This window comes from Massilia eurypsychrophila (assembly GCF_002760655.1).
GTDB lineage: Bacteria > Pseudomonadota > Gammaproteobacteria > Burkholderiales > Burkholderiaceae_D > JAFCUW01.
Genome location: NZ_PDOC01000017.1, coordinates 49,060 through 66,490, shown reverse-complemented (window position 1 = coordinate 66,490; position 17,431 = coordinate 49,060). Strand labels below are relative to the sequence as shown.

Annotated in this window: 14 protein-coding genes; 9 read left to right on the top strand and 5 right to left on the bottom strand. The window is 65.2% G+C overall.

Annotated features, from left to right (window positions below):
- Positions 1-855 carry an MBL fold metallo-hydrolase gene (locus tag CR105_RS21070; protein WP_099791860.1) on the top strand — a complete coding sequence of 285 codons (855 nt, stop codon included), beginning with the start codon at positions 1-3 and terminating at the stop codon, positions 853-855.
- On the opposite strand, the gene CR105_RS21065 is transcribed toward CR105_RS21070, so the two are convergent.
- Together CR105_RS21065 and CR105_RS21060 are read right to left on the bottom strand one after the other, a co-directional pair.
- Complete coding sequence (locus tag CR105_RS21065; protein WP_099791858.1) at positions 828-3,638, bottom strand: M16 family metallopeptidase; 2,811 nt, start codon at positions 3,636-3,638, stop codon at positions 828-830. The genes CR105_RS21070 and CR105_RS21065 overlap by 28 nt on opposite strands.
- A 115-nt stretch (positions 3,639-3,753) precedes the next feature.
- Positions 3,754-4,098: a DUF1294 domain-containing protein gene (locus CR105_RS21060; RefSeq protein ID WP_099791856.1), complete on the bottom strand. Its 345-nt coding sequence runs from the start codon at positions 4,096-4,098 to the stop codon at positions 3,754-3,756.
- A 186-nt stretch (positions 4,099-4,284) separates the two neighbouring features.
- Between CR105_RS21060 and CR105_RS21055 the strand changes: the two genes are divergently transcribed.
- The 4 genes from CR105_RS21055 (at position 4,285) to CR105_RS21040 (ending at position 10,111) form a co-directional block, all read left to right on the top strand.
- The gene (locus CR105_RS21055) at positions 4,285-4,821 is read left to right on the top strand and encodes a hypothetical protein (RefSeq protein ID WP_099791854.1); all 537 of its coding nucleotides are present in this window, start codon (positions 4,285-4,287) and stop codon (positions 4,819-4,821) included.
- Positions 4,822-4,856: 35 nt separating this feature from the next.
- Positions 4,857-5,270, top strand: a complete 414-nt coding sequence (locus tag CR105_RS21050; protein ID WP_099791852.1) for a DUF3597 domain-containing protein — start codon at positions 4,857-4,859, stop codon at positions 5,268-5,270.
- 547 nt (positions 5,271-5,817) lie between these two features.
- Entirely contained in the window at positions 5,818-8,052 is a 2,235-nt protein-coding gene (locus tag CR105_RS21045; RefSeq protein ID WP_099791850.1) for a family 1 glycosylhydrolase, read from the top strand.
- 331 nt (positions 8,053-8,383) lie between these two features.
- Positions 8,384-10,111, top strand: coding sequence for a cation:proton antiporter domain-containing protein (locus CR105_RS21040; RefSeq protein ID WP_229414052.1), 1,728 nt, complete (start codon positions 8,384-8,386; stop codon positions 10,109-10,111).
- Here CR105_RS21040 and CR105_RS21035 read toward each other — a convergent pair whose 3' ends face one another.
- Positions 10,112-10,312 carry a hypothetical protein gene (locus CR105_RS21035; RefSeq protein WP_099791846.1) on the bottom strand — a complete coding sequence of 67 codons (201 nt, stop codon included), beginning with the start codon at positions 10,310-10,312 and terminating at the stop codon, positions 10,112-10,114.
- A gap of 145 nt (positions 10,313-10,457) precedes the next feature.
- On the opposite strand from CR105_RS21035, the gene CR105_RS21030 reads away from it, so the two are divergent.
- On the top strand, positions 10,458-12,209 hold the full coding sequence (locus CR105_RS21030; RefSeq protein WP_099791844.1) for a DUF4214 domain-containing protein: 1,752 nt from the start codon (positions 10,458-10,460) through the stop codon (positions 12,207-12,209).
- A 118-nt stretch (positions 12,210-12,327) separates the two neighbouring features.
- Entirely contained in the window at positions 12,328-12,660 is a 333-nt protein-coding gene (locus CR105_RS27925) for a hypothetical protein (protein WP_131021773.1), read from the top strand.
- Positions 12,661-12,793: 133 nt separating this feature from the next.
- Here CR105_RS27925 and CR105_RS21025 read toward each other — a convergent pair whose 3' ends face one another.
- Both CR105_RS21025 and CR105_RS21020 read right to left on the bottom strand, forming a co-directional pair.
- The gene (locus CR105_RS21025; protein WP_099791842.1) at positions 12,794-14,404 is read right to left on the bottom strand and encodes an NAD(P)-binding protein; all 1,611 of its coding nucleotides are present in this window, start codon (positions 14,402-14,404) and stop codon (positions 12,794-12,796) included.
- On the bottom strand, positions 14,404-15,915 hold the full coding sequence (locus CR105_RS21020; RefSeq protein ID WP_099791840.1) for a polyamine aminopropyltransferase: 1,512 nt from the start codon (positions 15,913-15,915) through the stop codon (positions 14,404-14,406). The genes CR105_RS21025 and CR105_RS21020 overlap by 1 nt, the downstream gene beginning before the upstream one ends.
- A gap of 66 nt (positions 15,916-15,981) precedes the next feature.
- Here CR105_RS21020 and CR105_RS21015 point away from each other — a divergent pair, with 66 nt between their 5' ends.
- Positions 15,982-16,368: a DUF350 domain-containing protein gene (locus CR105_RS21015; RefSeq protein ID WP_099791838.1), complete on the top strand. Its 387-nt coding sequence runs from the start codon at positions 15,982-15,984 to the stop codon at positions 16,366-16,368.
- 28 nt (positions 16,369-16,396) lie between these two features.
- Positions 16,397-17,431 (top strand): SPFH domain-containing protein, encoded by a 1,035-nt coding sequence (locus CR105_RS21010; protein ID WP_099791836.1) that lies wholly within the window; start codon positions 16,397-16,399, stop codon positions 17,429-17,431.

Genomic DNA, 17,431 nt, shown 5'->3' with positions numbered 1-17,431 from the left:
ATGCACATCACCCAACTGAGAAACGCCACCATCATCGTCCACATCGGCGCCTGCAACATCCTGGTCGACCCGATGTTCGCTCGCAAGGACGCGTTGCCGGCGCTGCGCCTGCTCGACGGCCTGCGCCTTCGCAACCCGACCGTCGACCTGCCATCGTCCGCGGCGGCGGCGCTGGAGAATGTGACGCACTGCCTGATCACGCACTGCCAAAAAGGGCATTTCGACCACCTCGACCGCGCCGGCACGCACTGGCTGCGCGAGCGCCAGGTCCCGGTAATCTGCACAGCGCACGACAGCGCGCACCTGCGCCAGCGCGGCCTGAATGCACAGCCGCTGGCGCCTGGCCATTCGCCGCAGCCTTTTTTGGGCGGCACCATCCGTACCGTGCGCTGCACCCACGGCCGCGGCCTGGTCGGAGCGTTGATGGAGCATGGTGTCGGCTACCTCATCGAGATGCCGGGCGAACCGAGTGTCTATTTGTCAGGCGATACCGTGCTCACCGATGACGTACGCGAGTTCGTGCGGCAGCATCAGCCGCAGGTGTGCGTGGTACCGGCGGGCGGCGCGCGGTTCGATCTCGGCGGCGAGATCATCATGGGGATTGACGAAGTGATCGAGTTCGCGCGGCTCGCACAAGGCACCGTGGTGGCCAACCACCTGGAGGCGGTGAGCCACTGCCCTGTGCGGCGCGACGAGCTGCGCGATGCGGCGTTCCGGGCCGGTCTGAAAGAGCGCGTGCTGATTCCCGCCGATGGGGAAGTGATGAAGTTTGGCGTGAGCTGGCGCAACGTGAAAGGGTCTGACCCTGCAGGGTCAGACCCCGGACGCTATTTCGCGGCGGCTGCCGGCGGCTGAAACGCGCCACCTGCCGCGGCCTTCTTGGCGGCGCCGGCGAAGTCGCCCGCATACACGTGCAGGAACTTCGACGGATCGACATGCTTCTTGATCGCGCTGTTCACCTGCGCCAGCGTCAGGGCCTGCAGCTGCGCGTCGGAGTCGGCGCTGAAGGCCATCGTTCGGCCGGTATTGAGATGGACGACGTGCGCGGCGGCCAGGTTGGCATCCTGCGACCGGGTGGTCTGGCGCTGCTGCATGATGCCCTTCTTCGCGTCGACCAGTTCCTGCTCGGTGATGCCGTCGCGGACAAAGCGCTCGAGCTCCTCCTTGACGCCCAGCTTGACGCGCTCCAGGTTCTGTGGCGCGTACATCGCGTACACCATCACCGCGCCACTCGGTTCAAAGCTCGATGCGCTCATCTGGCTGCCCGCGCCGTAGCTCATGCCGTCCTTCTGGCGCAAGCGCGCGATCAGGCGCGATTGCACGTTCCCTCCCAACACGTGGTTCATGACGCCCAGGGCGACGAAGTCCGGCGACGTGTCCTGCAGCTTGATCGGCAGCTGCGCCAGGTAGAAGGCGTTGGCCTTGTCGACCGTTTCGAGCTGGCGCGCGTCCGGCTTCGGCTCGACCGCCGGATTGGCCAGACGCGCGTATTTGGCCTTGCTGGTCCAGTCGCCGAAGGCGGCCTTGACCTGGGCCTGCATCTCGGCCGCGTCGAAGTCGCCGACCAGCGCCATGTTGGCGTTGCCGGCGCCGTACATCGTCTCGTAGAAGCGCTTGACGTCGGCCAGCTTGGCGCCCTTGTAGGCTGCGATCGATTCGTCGATGCTGCTCGCGTAGCGCACGTCGCCCTTCGGATAGCGGTTCATCGCGCGCGCCAGTTCGGTCGGCGCGACCGCGTTCGGCTCGTTGCGGCGCGCTTCGATCTGGGTCAGGTTCTCGCTGCGCAGCTGTTCGAATTCGGCCACCGGGAAGGTCGGCGCGCGCAGGATGTCGCGCACCAGCGCCAGCACGTCGGGCAGGTTCTTGCGCAGCGTATCGAAGCGGACGTACACCGCCTGGCCGCTGCCGCTGATCGACAGCTTGGTCTTGAGCGTATCGAGCCTGGTGGTGATGTCGGCGCGGCTCAATTTGCCGGCGCCGCGCATCAGCATGTCGGCCGCCAGGTCGGCATCGGCCTTGTGGCCGAACAGGCTTTTCTCGTCGCCGAACTCGAGGACGATCTGGCCGGACACGGCGTTGGCGCGGGTCTTCTTCGGCGTCATCGCCAGCTTCATGCCGTTGGCCAGCGTGACGCGCTGCGTGCGCTTTTCGATGTTGGCCGGCGTGACGTCGAACTCTTCGCCTTCGGCCACCGCCGCCTTGCCAGCGTAGCCCGCCACCAGCTTTGCCACGTCGACCTTGGCCGGCATCGCCGTGCGGTCGATCGCCTTGGTCGGCACGAACTGGCCGAAGGTGCGGTTGGTCGGCTTGAAGTAGTTTTCCGCCACGCGCTGGACGTCGGCCAGGCTCAATGCCTCGATGCGGTCGCGGGTGATGAAGAACAGGCGCCAGTCGCCTTTCGAAATCGCTTCCGACAGCTGCACGCCGAGGCTTTGCGAGTCGTTGATGGTCTTGTCGATGTCATTGAGCAGGCTCGATTTGGCGCGCGCCAGTTCGGCTTGCGTGATCGGCCTGGCCTTCAGCCCTTCGACCTGGTCGAGCAGCAGCTTGCGCGCGCCGTCCATCGACTGGGTCTTCGACAGGTTGGCCCAGAAGATGATGTAGCCAGGTTCGGCCAGGTCCAGCGCCCACGCCTCGGTGCCGACTGCCTGCTTGGTCTCGACCATCGACTTGTGCAGGCGGCCGTTCGGCGTGCTGCCGAGGATCTCGCCGAGCGCGGCGATGGCGGCCGAATCGGCGCTGGCGCCAGGTGCCGTCGGATACAGCGCGGCGATCAAATGGGTGTCGGCGACGCGGTTGACGGTGATCTCGCGGGCGCCGTCGCGCGGTTCGTCCATCGTGTAGGTCGGATCGATCACGCGGCTCGGTTTGGCGATCGCGCCGAAATGACGCTCGACCATCGCCAGCGTCCTGGCCGGATCGAATTTGCCGGTGACGACCAGCACCGCGTTATCGGGCTGGTAGTACTTGCGGTAGAACGCCTGCAGGTTCTCGATCTTGACGTTTTCGACGTCGCTGCGCGCGCCGATGGTGTTGTGGCTGTAGTTGTGCCAGTCGTACGTCACCGCCGTCAGCTGCTTCCACAGCACGCGGTTCGGATTGTTTTCGCCGATTTCCATCTCGTTGCGCACGACCGAGAACTCCTTGTCCAGCTCGCTCTTGGCGATGCTGCTGTTGACCATCCGGTCCGCTTCCATCGCCAGCACCCAGTCCAGGCTGTCGTCGGACGCCGGGAAGGTCTCGTAGTAATTGGTGCGGTCCATGAAGGTGGTGCCGTTAAAGCGCATGCCGCGCCGGCCCAGTTCATTCATGATATTGCCCTGGGTTGGCGTGCCCTTGAACACCATGTGCTCGAGCAAGTGCGCCATGCCGGTCTCGCCGTAGCTTTCGTGGCGGCTGCCGACCAGGTAGGTGACGTTGACGGTGGTGGTCGGCTTCGACATGTCCGGCGCCAGCAGCACGCGCATGCCGTTCGGCAGCGTGTACTCGGTGATGCCTTCGACGGTGGCGAGCCTGGTGGCCTTGACGGCCGGCGCCGCGGCGGCCGGCGCCTTGGCGGGCGCCGCGTCGGCGGCCATTGCAGGCGCGACGGCGATGAGGGACAGTGCAACAGCTAGCGCGATTGGCTTCAGGTTCATGGGTTCTCCGGTCTTCGTATTGTTGTCGAGTTGCCGGCAGCGGATCGCGCTACAGGCGGCCAGATTCAATCATGCCGCAGTGCATTATGTCTACGATTAAAGTATATGCATGTTGTTACCGGAGAACCGACGGCGGCGACGCCAGCCAGCCAAACGCCAGCAGATTGACCGCCACGGTGACGTGGAATGGCAGGCGGAACGACTGCTTGGCCGACTTGTGGCGCAGCCATTGCTGGGCCAGCACGGCGCCGGGCCAGCCGCATGCCAGGCCCAGCATCAGCAGCGTGCTCTCCGGCGAGCGGCGGCGGCCGGCGCGGGCGGCCGACTTATCGAGCGCGTAGGCGCAAAAGCAGGCCGCGCTGGCGACCAGGTACACCGCGCCGACCCACAACGGCATGCTCCATGCGAGCGTGGCGTACGCATACATGGCGGCGAACAGGAGGATCGGAGCGTAGTTCATATCGGCGAATAAATGACGAGCGGAAAAACAGCTTACTTGCTGGCATCGCCGCTGTCCACCGGCTTGCTTGTTCGCTGCGTGTAGTGGCGAACAGATCATCGCTGGCATCCCCGCTAATATTGCTGGATCGGCATCATGCCTGCATCGCAGGCAGGTGCTCCGGTTCTACATTACATGGAGGTCGATATGAGTTTCGATTTAGGTAACCTGTTACAGCAATACGCCAGCCAGAACCCGGCCAATCCGCAGCAAGCCGAGACTGACTTCGACCAGGTAGCGCAAGCCGCACCGCGCGGCGACTTGGCGCAAGGCGTTTCCGAAGCCTTCCGCTCGGACCAGACGCCGCCGTTTCCGCAGATGCTGGGCCAGATGTTCGGCCAGAGCAATTCGGGCCAACAAGCCGGCATGTTGAACCAGCTGCTTGGCGGCCTTGGCCCTGGCGTGCTGGCATCGCTCGCCGGTGGCGCGCTTGGCAACCTGGGCAATCTGTTCGGTGGCGGCAATAACAATGCCCAGGCACCTCAGGTCTCGCCGGAACAGGCTGCACGCATGACGCCGGAACAAGTGCAGCAGATTGCAGAGAAAGCCGAACAGGACAATCCCGGCATCATGGACCGCATGGGCGAGTTTTATGCGGAGCATCCGCAGCTGGTCAAGGGTCTGGGCGGCGCCGCGCTGGCGCTTGTGCTCGGCCGCATGGCCCAGGGCATCCAGCGCCGCTAATTGATCACAACCACAACAACACTAAAGGAAACATCATGGGCATTCTGAGCAATATCTTCCGCAAGATCTTCCCGTCGTCGCATCCAGCCGCGACCCAGGCGACCACGCCGGCAGCCGGCACTGCCGCCGCGCCTGCACAACCGACCACGACAGCTGCGCCTGCGCCTGCGCCTTCAGCGGCGCCGATGGCTGAGGTTGATGTCGAAGCGATCCTCAACGGAATGGCGGGCTCCGCCGGACAAGCGCTGAACTGGCGCACGTCGATCGTCGATTTGCTCAAGTTGTTGAGTCTTGACAGCAGCCTGCAGTCGCGCAAAGAACTTGCCGCGGAACTGCATTACACCGGCGACACCAACGACTCGGCGTCGATGAACGTTTGGCTGCATCGCCAGGTGATGAACAAGCTGGCTGCCAATGGCGGCAAGGTGCCGGCCGACCTGAAGGACTGAGCGCGTAACCAGCACCGGGGTTCAGACAAACTGGTCTGACCCCGGTTGTTGTTGGACGCGGAAAAACGTCGAAAAACGTCGGGGTCAGACCTAAGTCTGACTCCGATTTTCATTCCACAATCGGTTCCAAAACCGGGGTCGGGCCCGGTTTTGCGCTGTTGCTGGGATATCGCCCGTTTAACCAAATAAAAATGGGGTCTGACCCTGGTTTCTGGGCAACGAAGTCGCGCTGCGTGAGGGTGAGTTCCAAAACCGGGGTCAGGCCTGGTTTTGCGCTTTTGCTGGGATATCGCCCGTTTGACCAAATAAAAATGGGGTCTGACCCTGGTTTCTGGGCAAACAAGTGGCGCTGCGTGAGGGTGAGTTCTAAAAAATCGGTCTGAGCCCGGTTCGGAAGACGCCAGGGCCAGCCGAATAAAAAACGGGTCTGACCCCGTTTTGGGGAAACACTTTGGACCCGGTCGCAGGGGAGGTGGCGATAAGAAATTCGAACTTTACGGATTTGGCAGGTATCTAATTTGTTTCGAGCAAGCATCAGGTGAAATGTATGCATCCGAAAACTGCTTCCACATCGGTCCCGCCGCTGCAGTTATGGGGCGGCCTCGAGTGCACCGTCAACAGGGTGCGCGATCAGTATTTCAACCAACTCGACCGCAACGGCCACCGCTACCGCGATGACGACATCGACCGCTTCGCCTCACTTGGCATCCGCGCCATCCGCTATCCCATTCTGTGGGAAACCACCGCTCCCGACGGCATCGCCAATGCCGACTGGAAGTGGACCGACCGCCGCCTGGTAGCGCTGCAGCAGGCCGGCATCACACCGATCGCCGGACTGGTGCATCACGGCAGCGGCCCGCCACACACCAGCCTGACCGATCCGGCATTCGCCACCGGCCTGGCCGAGTTTGCCGGCGCGGTCGCGGCCCGCTATCCGTGGCTGAGCTACTACACGCCGGTCAACGAGCCGCTAACGACCGCGCGCTTCAGCGGCCTGTACGGACTGTGGTATCCGCACGGCAGCGACGACAAGACCTTCATCCAGGCGCTGCTGATCCAGTGCCGCGCGGTCGTGTTGTCGATGCAGGCAATCCGCGCCATCAATCCCGAGGCCAGGCTGGTGCAAACCGATGACTTCGGCAAGACCTACAGCACGCCGGAGATGGCCCTGTTCGCCACCTTCTACAACGAGCGACGATGGCTGGGATGGGATCTGCTGTGCGGCATGGTCGGACCCGAGCATGCACTGTGGTCCTACCTGATCGCGACCGGCATCGACCAGGCCGAGCTGCTCTGGTTTCGCGACAACCCGTGCCCGCCCGACATTATCGGCGTCAACTATTACGTCACCAGCGAGCGCTGGCTCGATCACCGCCACGACCGCTATCCGCCCCACTTCGCCGGCGTCTCGGACTTCACCCGCTTCGCCGATATCGAGACATCGCGCGCTCTGGCGGCCCCGACACCAGGCATCGCGCCGCTGCTCGACGAAATCTGGGACCGCTATCACTTGCCGATGGCGATCACCGAAGCCCACATCGACGCCGCCCGCGAAGACCAGCTGCGCTGGCTGCTCGAAATCTGGCAGGGCGCGCTGCAGGCGCGGCAAAATGGCGCCGACGTGCGCGCCGTCACGGTCTGGGCCTTGCTCGGCTCGTTCGACTGGAACAGCCTGGTAACCCAGCCGAACGATTACTACGAGGCCGGTCCGCTCGATGTGCGCTTTGCCGAGCCGCGCCCGACCGCGCTGGCGGGCATGATGCAGGAACTGTCGGCCGGCCAGGCGCCGTCCCATCCGGTGCTTAACGGTCCCGGCTGGTGGCGCCGCGCCGGCCGCTTCCTGTGCCCGCCGGTCGCCACGCCGGACGCGCCGACGTCGATTCCCGCCAGCCTGCATCGGGTGGTGATCGCCAACGCGGCGCCGATCCTGATCGCCGGCGCCACCGGCACGCTCGGCCGCGCCTTCGCGCGCATCTGCCAGCAGCGCAACCTGGCGTATCGCCTACTCAGCCGCAGCGAGATGGACATCGCAGATCCGGCCAGCGTCGAGCAGGCGATCACCGAGCTGCGTCCCTGGGCGGTGGTCAACGCCAGCGGCTATGTGCGGGTCGACGACGCCGAGCACGACGTCGAGCGCTGCTTCCGCGAAAACGCGACCGGGCCGGCGGTGCTGGCGGCCGCGTGCGCGCGCCACGGCGTGCACCTGACCACATTTTCGAGCGACCTGGTGTTCGATGGCCGCCAGGCCAACCCGTATGTCGAGACCGATCCGGTGGCGCCGATCAACACCTACGGCCGCAGCAAGGCCGAGGGCGAACGCGCCGTGCTCGACTGCAATCCGGATGCACTGGTGGTGCGCACCAGTTCCTTCTTCGGCCCGTGGGATGAATTCAATTTCGTCGCACAGGCGCTGAGCGCGCTCGAAAGCGGCGCGCCGTTCGCGGCAGCCAGCGACATCACCGTGTCGCCGACATATGTGCCCGACCTGGTGAATGTCTGCCTGGACCTGATGATCGACCGCGAACGCGGCGTGTGGCACCTGACCAACGGGCATGCCCTGACCTGGGCCGAGCTGGCAGGCAAGGCGGCGCAGCACGCCGGGGTCGATTGCAGTTTGCTCGGTGCGCAGCCGGCCGCCGCATGCAATTACGTTGCAGCGCGGCCGCCGTACACCGCCTTGCACACCAATCGTGCGGTGCTGCTGCCGACGCTGGACAACGCGCTGGCCCGGTATCTGCAAACACGTGAGGAACACACGATCAAGCTTGCCCTGACGAGCTAGACAGTGGAGCGCCCGCGCCGCATCTGCAACCGGCAGCGCGCCAGCACGTCGTCCTCGCGGACAGGACGCGGAGACCCCTGTGCATGCACGGCCCGCGTCCAGGTTCTGCGCATGCACAGCTCGCGCAGATGGCGTCCCCGGCTGCGTGAGGACGACGCCAATCGGCTTCGCCAACGGCGGCGCGGCCGTCAATTTCTGCCAGCGCAATCGCGCCGCTTCCACCCCACCATGTCCACCACCACGGCCGCGTTATAAAATGCAAGCACCGTAACCCACCGACAGGCCGCCCGTGCAAGAAGATCACTCCTTCCCCTTTCTTCGGGAAATCCTCTTGTTTCTCACCCTTGCCGGCATCATGATCCCCCTGCTGCAGCGCCTGCGCATCAACCAGGTGCTCGGCTTCCTGGCGGTCGGCGCCCTGCTCGGTCCGTTCGGACTGGGCCTGCTGGCCGAGCGCTCGCCATGGCTGGGCTACCTGACCTTTCCGCGCGCGGAAGGGGTCAACGTGCTCGCCGAGCTGGGCGTGCTGTTCCTGATGTTCATGATCGGCCTGGAACTGTCGGCGGCGCGCCTGTGGTCGCTGCGGCGCTGGGTGTTCGGCGCCGGCACCGCGCAGGTGTGCCTGTGCGCGGCGCTGATCGCCGGCGCCCTGCTGCTGCTCGGCCAGCGCACCGAAACGGCCATCATCCTCGGCCTGGTGCTGTCGCTGTCGTCCACCGCGGTGGTGATGCAGCTGATGACCGAGCAGCACACTACCACCACCCGCCTCGGCCAGGCCACCTTCTCGATCCTGATGCTGCAAGACCTCGCCGTGGTGCCGCTGCTGATCCTGATCGGCGTGATGACCAAAGGCACCAGCGGCGGCGTCGCCTCGCTGGTGCTGATCACGCTGGCCAAGGCCAGCGGCGCCATCGCGCTGATCTACCTGGTCGGCGGGCGCGTGATCCGCCCGCTGTTTCGCACCTTCGCGCGGCGCCACCAGCCGGACGTGTTCATGGCGCTGATCCTGCTGTCGACGCTTGGCATCGCCGGCCTGTCCGCCGCCGCCGGGCTGTCGATGGCGCTCGGCGCGCTGATCGCCGGCCTGCTGCTGGCCGAAACCGAATTCAAGCACGAAGTCGAGCTGATGATCGAGCCGTTCCGCGGCCTGCTGATGGGCCTGTTCTTCATGACGGTCGGCATGGGCATGGACGCGCGCCAGGTGATCGATGCGCCGCTGTGGCTGGCCGGCGCCGTGCTCGGCCTGGTCGCCATCAAGGCATCGGTGGTGGCGGTGCTGTTTCGTACCGGCGGCCTGAACTGGGGGCGATCGATCGAAGGCGGCCTGCTGCTCGGCCAGGGCGGCGAGTTCGCCTTCATCGTCATCGGCTACGCCATGGCCGGCGGCCTGGTCGACGCCGCGCTCGGCCAGCGCGTCATGCTCGCCGTCGGCCTGTCGCTGTTCGTCACGCCGATGCTCGCCAAGCTAGGCCGCGCCATTGGCGACCACTGGGAGCTGCGCCAGCATGCGCTGGCAGCCGACCACGACAGCAGCGAGCTGGCATCGGCGCGCGGGCACATCATCATCGCCGGTTACGGCCGCGTCGGGCAGATGCTGGGCAAGCTGCTGACCGAGCAGAAGATCCCGTTTGTCGCCTTCGAAAACGACGCGCGCATCGCCTCCGAGCTGCACCGGCAAGGGCTACCCGTGTTCTTCGGCAACGCCTCGCGCGCCGAGCTGCTGCGCCGCGTGCATGCGCAAGAGGCGCCGGCCATCGTGCTGACGATGGACCATCCGCAATCGGCGCTGCAGGCGGTGCGCGGCATCCGGCGCGAGTTTCCCGACGTGCCGCTGTTCGCCCGCGCCCGCGACGAGCAGCAGGCGCGCCTGCTGAAGCTGGCCGGCGCCACCGTGGTCGTGCCTGAAACGCTGGAGGCGAGCCTGCAGCTGTCGGCCTTCGTGCTCGAATCGATGGGACTCGAGGAGCTTGAAGTGGACGGCATCATCGACGACGAGCGCGACTTGTTCCTGAAGGCGCTGTCGCAGGTCAAGCCGGGCGTCAACGGCGCCCTGCTGTAGCTATTCTTTCGGCATGTCCGCCGGCACCGACACCTGCGATGCGCCGCCGTCACTCTTCTGGCCGCCGCCCTTGTCGTCGACTGACTCCTCAATGAGCCGCGATCGCTCGTCCGGAACACCCTTTTGCCCGCCGCTGTTGGGCTTCTTTACATCGTCATCCGCCGTGCCGATCATCGTCTTCTCCTGCGAAATGGCTTGCATCACGCCGACTCTACGCGCAACTGCCGCGTCGCGATGCACTCTTGAATCCTGCCGTGACTTGCCGGCCGGTTGACGGTCAGCCAACTATTCTATACATTGCTACCCGGAAACTATTCGACTGACAGATAAATCACGGGAGTATTCGATGCACAAGAAATGGGTCACCGTCATGGCCTTGTTGCTGTCCGCCGCCGGTTGTGGCGGCGACCAGGCCGCGATACCTGCCGCCGCGCCAACCCGGCTGCTCGCGCAGGCGACCCAGGTCAGCCCTGCCGACACCGCGGTCGTGCACGGCTACATCGGCAACTACACGCTGACAAGAAGCGCGGCCGGCGTGGTCACGCTGCTGAACAATATTGACCGCAGCAGCGAGTCGATCGGGCCGTCCGTCCAGACCCTTCAGTTTGCCGACGAATTCGTATCGTTCGACGGCGCCGGCCTTCCCGGCCAGGTGTACCGGCTATACCAGGCGGCGTTCAACCGGCGCCCCGACCTCGGCGGCCAGGGTTACTGGCTCCATCAGATGCGCGCCGGCATGTCGTTACAGTCGCTGGCCACGTCTTTCTATTCGTCCCCCGAGTTCCAGGCCACATACGGCGCAGTCAACGACTTGCAGTTCATCACGCTTATCTACAACAATGTCTTGCATCGGGCACCCGATGCGGGCGGCCTCGCTTATTGGCTGCCGCATCTAAAAAACGGCATGCGCCGCGACGACCTGCTGATGACGTTCAGCGAAAGCCCGGAAAACGTCGGCAACGCCGCCGCGGCGACGCAAAACGGCATCCGCTATATTCCGCTTCAAGCCGATCGCCGCGTGCTTCCCGTTCAAAAATCGTCGTACCTGAACGCGAAGACGATGGGCATACCCGCGCTGACCATGCCGGTCGTCGATCCCGCGTTTGTCCAAACGATTCAGGCCGGCTACGCGCTGGCCGATTTTTTCCAGGACGGCGCCTTGTCGATGGTGGCCTTCACCGAGCTGCCGCCGGCCGATGGCTCGTGGCCGCCGAAGGACGTCGGCACCGTGCACTTCTACCGGAAAGACAGCGCCGGCGCGTGGGTCGATGACACCGCCAGGCTGCTGCGCGACACCACCGGCTGCATTCTGCCGCGCAAGCTCGTCATTTCCGACTTCAACAACGATGGCATCCCCGATGTGTTTGCATCGTGCAGCGGGCTCGACGTCGCGCCCTACCCCGGCGAAAACTACCGCGTTCTGCTCAGTGAGCCGGGCAAGGGCTACAAGAACGTGTTGCTGCCCTTCAGCGGCTATGCACACGGCGCCTCCGCGGCCGACGTCGATGGCGACGGCAATGCCGACGTCGTCGTCGCTGCGATGGGCGCCCAGGGCGGCAAGACACCGCTGTACTTCCTGATGGGCGACGGCAAGGGCGGCTTCGCCGTCGACTACGACCGCGTCGACCGGCCGGAATTCCAGTACAAGACGGCGTTTTGGACAGTTGAACTTATTCCAGATGCAATCGGCAAACAGTTCAAGCTGTTCGCCGGCGGCACCGAGCCGTATATCACCCCGGCGGGCACGGCCGGCGGCGGCACGCCGACCGTGCTGATCGCGGCCGACAACACGGGCCGCTACGTCAGCGGCGCCAAGACGATCCTGCCGCCGGTAAAAGGATTTGAAACCGTCATGGATGTGATCTTGCAAGACCAGACCGTCTACGTTTTGCGCGTGATGTCCGAGCCCTTCTACGGCGGCACGGCGATCCAGAAGGTCGATCTCGCTTCGGCAAGCAGCAGCCTGATCTATTCGCATGTCGGCTGGTATCCGGGCCGCTACCTGGCGTATCCGGCGCAGTGGTTCCCCTGGATGGTACCGTTCGACGGCCACATCGAAAGCCTGAACGGCTACTTTGCCGTGCGTGTGCCGATGTAGCCTCCCCGGTGGTCGCTATCGCGCGGTCAACCGCCCGCGCCAGCAGCGGCGCCATCTCAGTAAGGACTGCCGTCCGCAGGCCTCAGTTTCATGAGGAACCAGTCGGTACGTACGATCGGTGCTCGGGTTCGGCGCGCCGAAGGTGCCGTGCACTTCACCGACGACGATCAAATCGCCCTTGCGGTCGAGCGCGATGCCGCGGCCGGCATCGTTGCGCTTACCAAAGGGCCGGGATCCCGGCGCCGAACTGGCGCACCCAGGCAAGCGAACCGCCGCCGTTGTAGCGGGCCGCAAAAATATCCTGCGCCCCGTACGACTGCTGGCCCGGCATGACGCCGAGCGTGTAGCCGGCGATGAAGGCCGCGCTGCCGGCGGCGTCGGTGGTGACGGCCGTGGCGATATCAAGGAAGTGCTATCGGCCGCCGAGCTTGTGTGCGATTGCCTGCACTGACCCCGCTGGGATGTTGTTATTTACCCCCGGGGTCAGTGCCGGCATACATACACGAGCTCGACGGTAAAAAAAAATAACAGCGGCTGAGCTTGTGTGCGTTTGCCGGCACTGACCCCGCTGGGATGTTGTTGACTTAAGCGATGACTTTTTTCGCCGCGCGGCAACCCCACCAGGCGGCTTCCTCGAATACCGAGAAGCCGGACAGGTCGGCGTGCGCGAACACCACCGGCCCGTCAGCGTCGCGCAGTGCCTTCAGGCCGGCGTTGGCACGAAAGCCGGGCAGCGGCACCGCCATCGCGTGGCCGCGCAAGGTGATGTCGACGCGCTCGACACAGGGCGCAAACTTCCAGCCGTAGGCCGCCTTCAGGTCGGCGCTGGCCAGCGCCACCAGGTCGTCAGCGCTCGCTTTCATCATCCACTTGCGCGCTTCATCGGGCGTGCGGTCCGACAGCGCGACGTAGGCGCTGAACACGGTTTTTTCCGGCGGGCGCACGCGAATGTCCTGGTGCGTCGACACCACATACCCCAGCCCCGGCTCCTGGTACACCACGTTGTCCCACGCCAGCGGCGCATCCGGCAGCTCGGCCGGAAAATCCTTCATCAGGAAGTTCGCCACCATCCACGGCGCGTAGCTCGGCGTGTGCAGCTTCGGATCGAAACCGTACTCGCGGATCGATTCGACCACGCGCGCGGCCACGTACAGCGGCATCGCGCAGATCGCCTTGCGCGCCCGCACCACGTAGCTGCGCGCGACGCCGTTCTCGAGCGTGAAGCACAGCGCCTCGACGCCGGCACCGCGCCGCTTGAGCGACACCGCGGTGCCGGCCTGGCGGCGGATGCCCGATTTGGCCGCCAGCGCCTCGGCCACCGGCGCCATCCCGCCCGGCCACGTCAGCCAGGCGCCGTCGCCGGCGTTGGCCGCCTGGCCCCAGCGGCTGCAGTAGTAGTGCAGGCCGGCCCACGCCGACACCTTGTCGTAGCGGGTGCCATAGTCGTCGCGGCAGCAGTAGTTCAGGTACCAGTGCAGGGTCGGCGAGGTGTAGCCGTTCTCGTCGAGCCACTGCTTGAGCGTGATGCCATCGAGCGCGTCGAAGGCAGGATCGAGCGACGACTCGGTGGTCGGGAACACGAAGATGCGACGCCCGTCGCTGCCGCGCAGCGCGCGCAGGCGCTCGACTTCGGCAAAAAAGCGGCGGTGCTCGGCCAGTTCGGCTTCGCCCACGCCTTCGGTCGGAATGAAGCCGTCCTGCCAGGCGCCGTTGAACAGCAGGCGCTCCTCCGGCCCATGCAGCACGTAGCGCTCGTCGTAGTGCGGCTTGTCGGCGTACGGGTCGCGCACGATGATGCCAAGGTCGAACAGTATCTCGCGCACGTGGCGCGACTCGGGCGACGGCAGCGGCAGGTAGTGGCCGCCGGTCGGATAGGCCAGCTCGCCGAAGTGGCCGCCGGCCGCATTGCCGAACGGCTGCGGGCCGTCGATCATCAAGGCGCCGCGGTGGCCGTCGCGGTTCAGCTGCCACGCCGCGGCCAGGCCGGCGATGCCGGAGCCGAGGATGACGACGTCGGTGTCGATGACGTTCGACGGCGCCGGCAGCGCGCCGCGCTCGCGCAGATAGTGGCCTTCGGCGCGGCCCGGATAGTGCACCCGCGGCGTCACCTCCTGCCATTGCTGGAACACGGCGGCGCCGGCCAGCGCCGACAGGCCGGTGCCGCCGGCCGCGGCGAGGAACGAGCGGCGGTCCATCAGCGGATCACCTGGCCCCAGTCCTGCTCGAACTCGCGCACCAGCGACTGCGTGTTGAGGCGGTTCGGCGCCATCTCGATGCGCTTCATGTCGGGCGGGAAGAGGAACATCTCGCGCGTGGTGTCGGCATTCAGGAAGCGCATCGGCAGCCGGTAGCTGGTCGGCGGCACGAACTGCTGCTGCGGCGACGCCAGCACGAAGCCCCATTCGCCGAACGACGGCACGTAGGCGTGATACGGATAGGTGCGCATGCCGACGTCGCGCAAGGTGGCCTCGATGGTCCAGTAGGCGTGCGGCGCAAAGAACGGCGACGTCGATTGCACCACGACCAGGCCGTTGGCCGCCACGTGCTTTTTCACCATGCTGTAGAACGGCACCGAGTACAGTTTGCCGAGCGCGAAGCTGGACGGGTCCGGAAAGTCGATGATGGCGGCGTCGAACATGGCGCCGCTGTCCTTGAGCCACACCGCGGCGTCGGCATTGACGACCGTGACACGCGGATCGGAAAACGCCTTCGCGTTCAACTTGACCAGCTCGGGACGGCTGGTAAACGCCGCCGTCATCGCCGGGTCGAGGTCGACCACGGTGACGTGCTTGATGTTCGGGTAGCGCAGGATCTCGCGCAGCGCCAGGCCGTCGCCGCCGCCCAGCACCAGCACGCTGCGCGCCCACGGCAAGGACTGCAGCGCTGGATGCACCAGCGCTTCGTGGTAGCGGTATTCGTCACGCGAGGAGAACTGCAGGTTGCCGTTGATGTAGAGCCGCAGGTCGTCCTTCCAGCGTGTGATCAGCAGCCGCTGATAAGGCGTCGTGGTCGAATACACGACCTTGTCGCCGACCAGCGCCTGCTCGCCCCACTCCACCATCCGGTCCGACAGCGCAAAGCCGAACACCAGCACCACCATCACGCTCGAGGCGCGCACTACTTTACCGTGCAGGTTGGCCAGCTCGTGGCGAAAGGCGTGCAGCGTCCAGAAGCCGACCGCCACGTTGAGCATGCCGAACAAGAAGGCGGTGCGCACCAGGCCGAGGTGGGGGGCCAGCACCAGCGGGAACAGCAGCGACACGGCCAGCGCGCCGAGGTAGTCGAACGTCAGCACACGGCTGACCAGTTCATTGAACTCGATCTGGCGCGCGTTCAGCGCGCGCATCACCAGCGGCACTTCCATGCCGACCAGGCAGCCGACCATGAACACCAATACATATAGCAGCGTGCGAAACGGGCCAGCCATCCACGAGAACGTCATGAACAGCAGCGCCGCCGACACGCCGCCGATCAGGCCCACCGCCAGCTCGATGTCGATGAACCGCGACAGCACGTCCTCGTCACGTACATATTTCGAGAAGTGGGCGCCAACGCCCATCGCGAACAGGTAGCAGCCGATGATGGTGGAGAACTGCAGGATCGAGTCGCCCAGCAGGTAACTCGACAAGGCGCCGGCGATCAGCTCATACGCCAGGCCGCACGAGGCGACCACAAAGACGGAGAGGATAAGAATTCGTTTGGTCATAAATCAGCTTTTGATCTAAGATCGTGCTGTCCTGTCATTCTGACTATATTTAATAGGGGAAACCACATGCCCGCCATCCTAGCCTATCTGCTGCACCTTTTGACGGCGGTCGCCATGGTTTTGGTATTTTTTGTCATCTACACGCGCATCACGCCGTACGACGAAGTGACCTTGATCCGCGCCGGCAACCAGGCCGCCGCGTTCTCGCTCGGCGGCACCCTGCTCGGCTTTTCGATCACGCTGGCGTCGGCGCTGTGGCACACGCCCGACTACTACCAGTTCCTCGTCTGGGGCGCCGGCGGCATGCTGGTGCAGGTGTTGGTGTTTGCCGTCGCCACGCGATTGCTGAACATGTCGAAGGACCAGATCGAAGCGAACAACAAGGCGTTCGGCGGCCTGCTTGGCGCCATCGCGCTGTCGATCGGCGTCATCAACGCCGGCTGCATTTCCTGATCAACCCGCATTCAACGAAAGGCCCATCATGTCACTTGGCTCATTCATCAAGAAGCAGTTTATCGACGTCCTGCAGTGGAACGAGGAGACCGAAGGCGTACTGGCCTGGCGCTTCCCGATGCAGGACTTCGAGATCCAGAATGGCGCGATCCTCAACGTGCGCGAGTCGCAGGTCGCCGTGTTCGTCAACGAGGGCACCATCGCCGACGTGTTCGGGCCCGGCACCCACAAGCTCACCACCCAGACCTTGCCGGTGCTGACGAACCTGCGCAACTGGGACAAGTTCTTCGATTCGCCATTCAAGTCGGACGTCTACTACTTCAGCACGCGCGTGCAGACCGGCCGCAAGTGGGGCACGCCGCAGCCGATCACGATCCGCGACAAGGACTTCGACATGATCCGCGTGCGCGCCTTCGGCATGTACTCTTACCGCGTGGCCGACGCGCGCAAGTTCTTCACCGAGATCAGCGGCACGCGCGAGGTCTACACCCGCGACGACGTCGAAGACCAGCTGCGCGGCATCATGCTCGCCACGATGGCCACCTCGCTGGGCGGCTCGAACGTGGCCTTCCTCGACATGGCGGCCAACCAGGCGCTGATGGCGCAGCAGGTCAAGGGCGACCTGGCCACCGCCTTCGCGCGCTACGGCGTCGGACTCGACGAATTCAACGTCGCCTCGGTCAGCCTGCCGGAAGAACTGCAGGCAGCGCTCGACGAGCGCATCGGCGCCGGCATGAAGGGCAGCCTGTCGGCCGACAAGATGGGCGGCTTCACCCAGTTCCAGGTAGCCTCCAGCATTCCGCTGGCGGCGCAAAATGAAGGCGGCCTGGCCGGCATCGGCGCCGGCCTTGGCGCCGGGGTGGCGGTAGGCCAGGCGATGGCGCAGGGCATGAGCGGCGCGTTTGCGCAGACCGCCGCGCTGGCGCCGGCGCCTGCCGCCGCGGCCGATGATTCGGTCGAAGGCCGGCTGCAAAAACTCAAGGGACTGCTCGACAAGGGCCTGATTTCGGCCGCCGACTACGACAGCACCAAGGCCGAACTGCTCAAGAAGCTGATCGGCTAA

Coding starts and splice junctions, on each gene's coding strand:
- CR105_RS21010 (WP_099791836.1), top strand. CDS start 16,397: ATGTCACTTGGCTCATTCATCAAGAAGCAGTTTATCGACGTCCTGCAG.
- CR105_RS21045 (WP_099791850.1), top strand. CDS start 5,818: ATGCATCCGAAAACTGCTTCCACATCGGTCCCGCCGCTGCAGTTATGG.
- CR105_RS21055 (WP_099791854.1), top strand. CDS start 4,285: ATGAGTTTCGATTTAGGTAACCTGTTACAGCAATACGCCAGCCAGAAC.
- CR105_RS21070 (WP_099791860.1), top strand. CDS start 1: ATGCACATCACCCAACTGAGAAACGCCACCATCATCGTCCACATCGGC.
- CR105_RS21035 (WP_099791846.1), bottom strand. CDS start 10,312: ATGCAAGCCATTTCGCAGGAGAAGACGATGATCGGCACGGCGGATGAC.
- CR105_RS21065 (WP_099791858.1), bottom strand. CDS start 3,638: ATGAACCTGAAGCCAATCGCGCTAGCTGTTGCACTGTCCCTCATCGCC.
- CR105_RS21030 (WP_099791844.1), top strand. CDS start 10,458: ATGCACAAGAAATGGGTCACCGTCATGGCCTTGTTGCTGTCCGCCGCC.
- CR105_RS21060 (WP_099791856.1), bottom strand. CDS start 4,098: ATGAACTACGCTCCGATCCTCCTGTTCGCCGCCATGTATGCGTACGCC.
- CR105_RS21050 (WP_099791852.1), top strand. CDS start 4,857: ATGGGCATTCTGAGCAATATCTTCCGCAAGATCTTCCCGTCGTCGCAT.
- CR105_RS21025 (WP_099791842.1), bottom strand. CDS start 14,404: ATGGACCGCCGCTCGTTCCTCGCCGCGGCCGGCGGCACCGGCCTGTCG.
- CR105_RS21015 (WP_099791838.1), top strand. CDS start 15,982: ATGCCCGCCATCCTAGCCTATCTGCTGCACCTTTTGACGGCGGTCGCC.
- CR105_RS21020 (WP_099791840.1), bottom strand. CDS start 15,915: ATGACCAAACGAATTCTTATCCTCTCCGTCTTTGTGGTCGCCTCGTGC.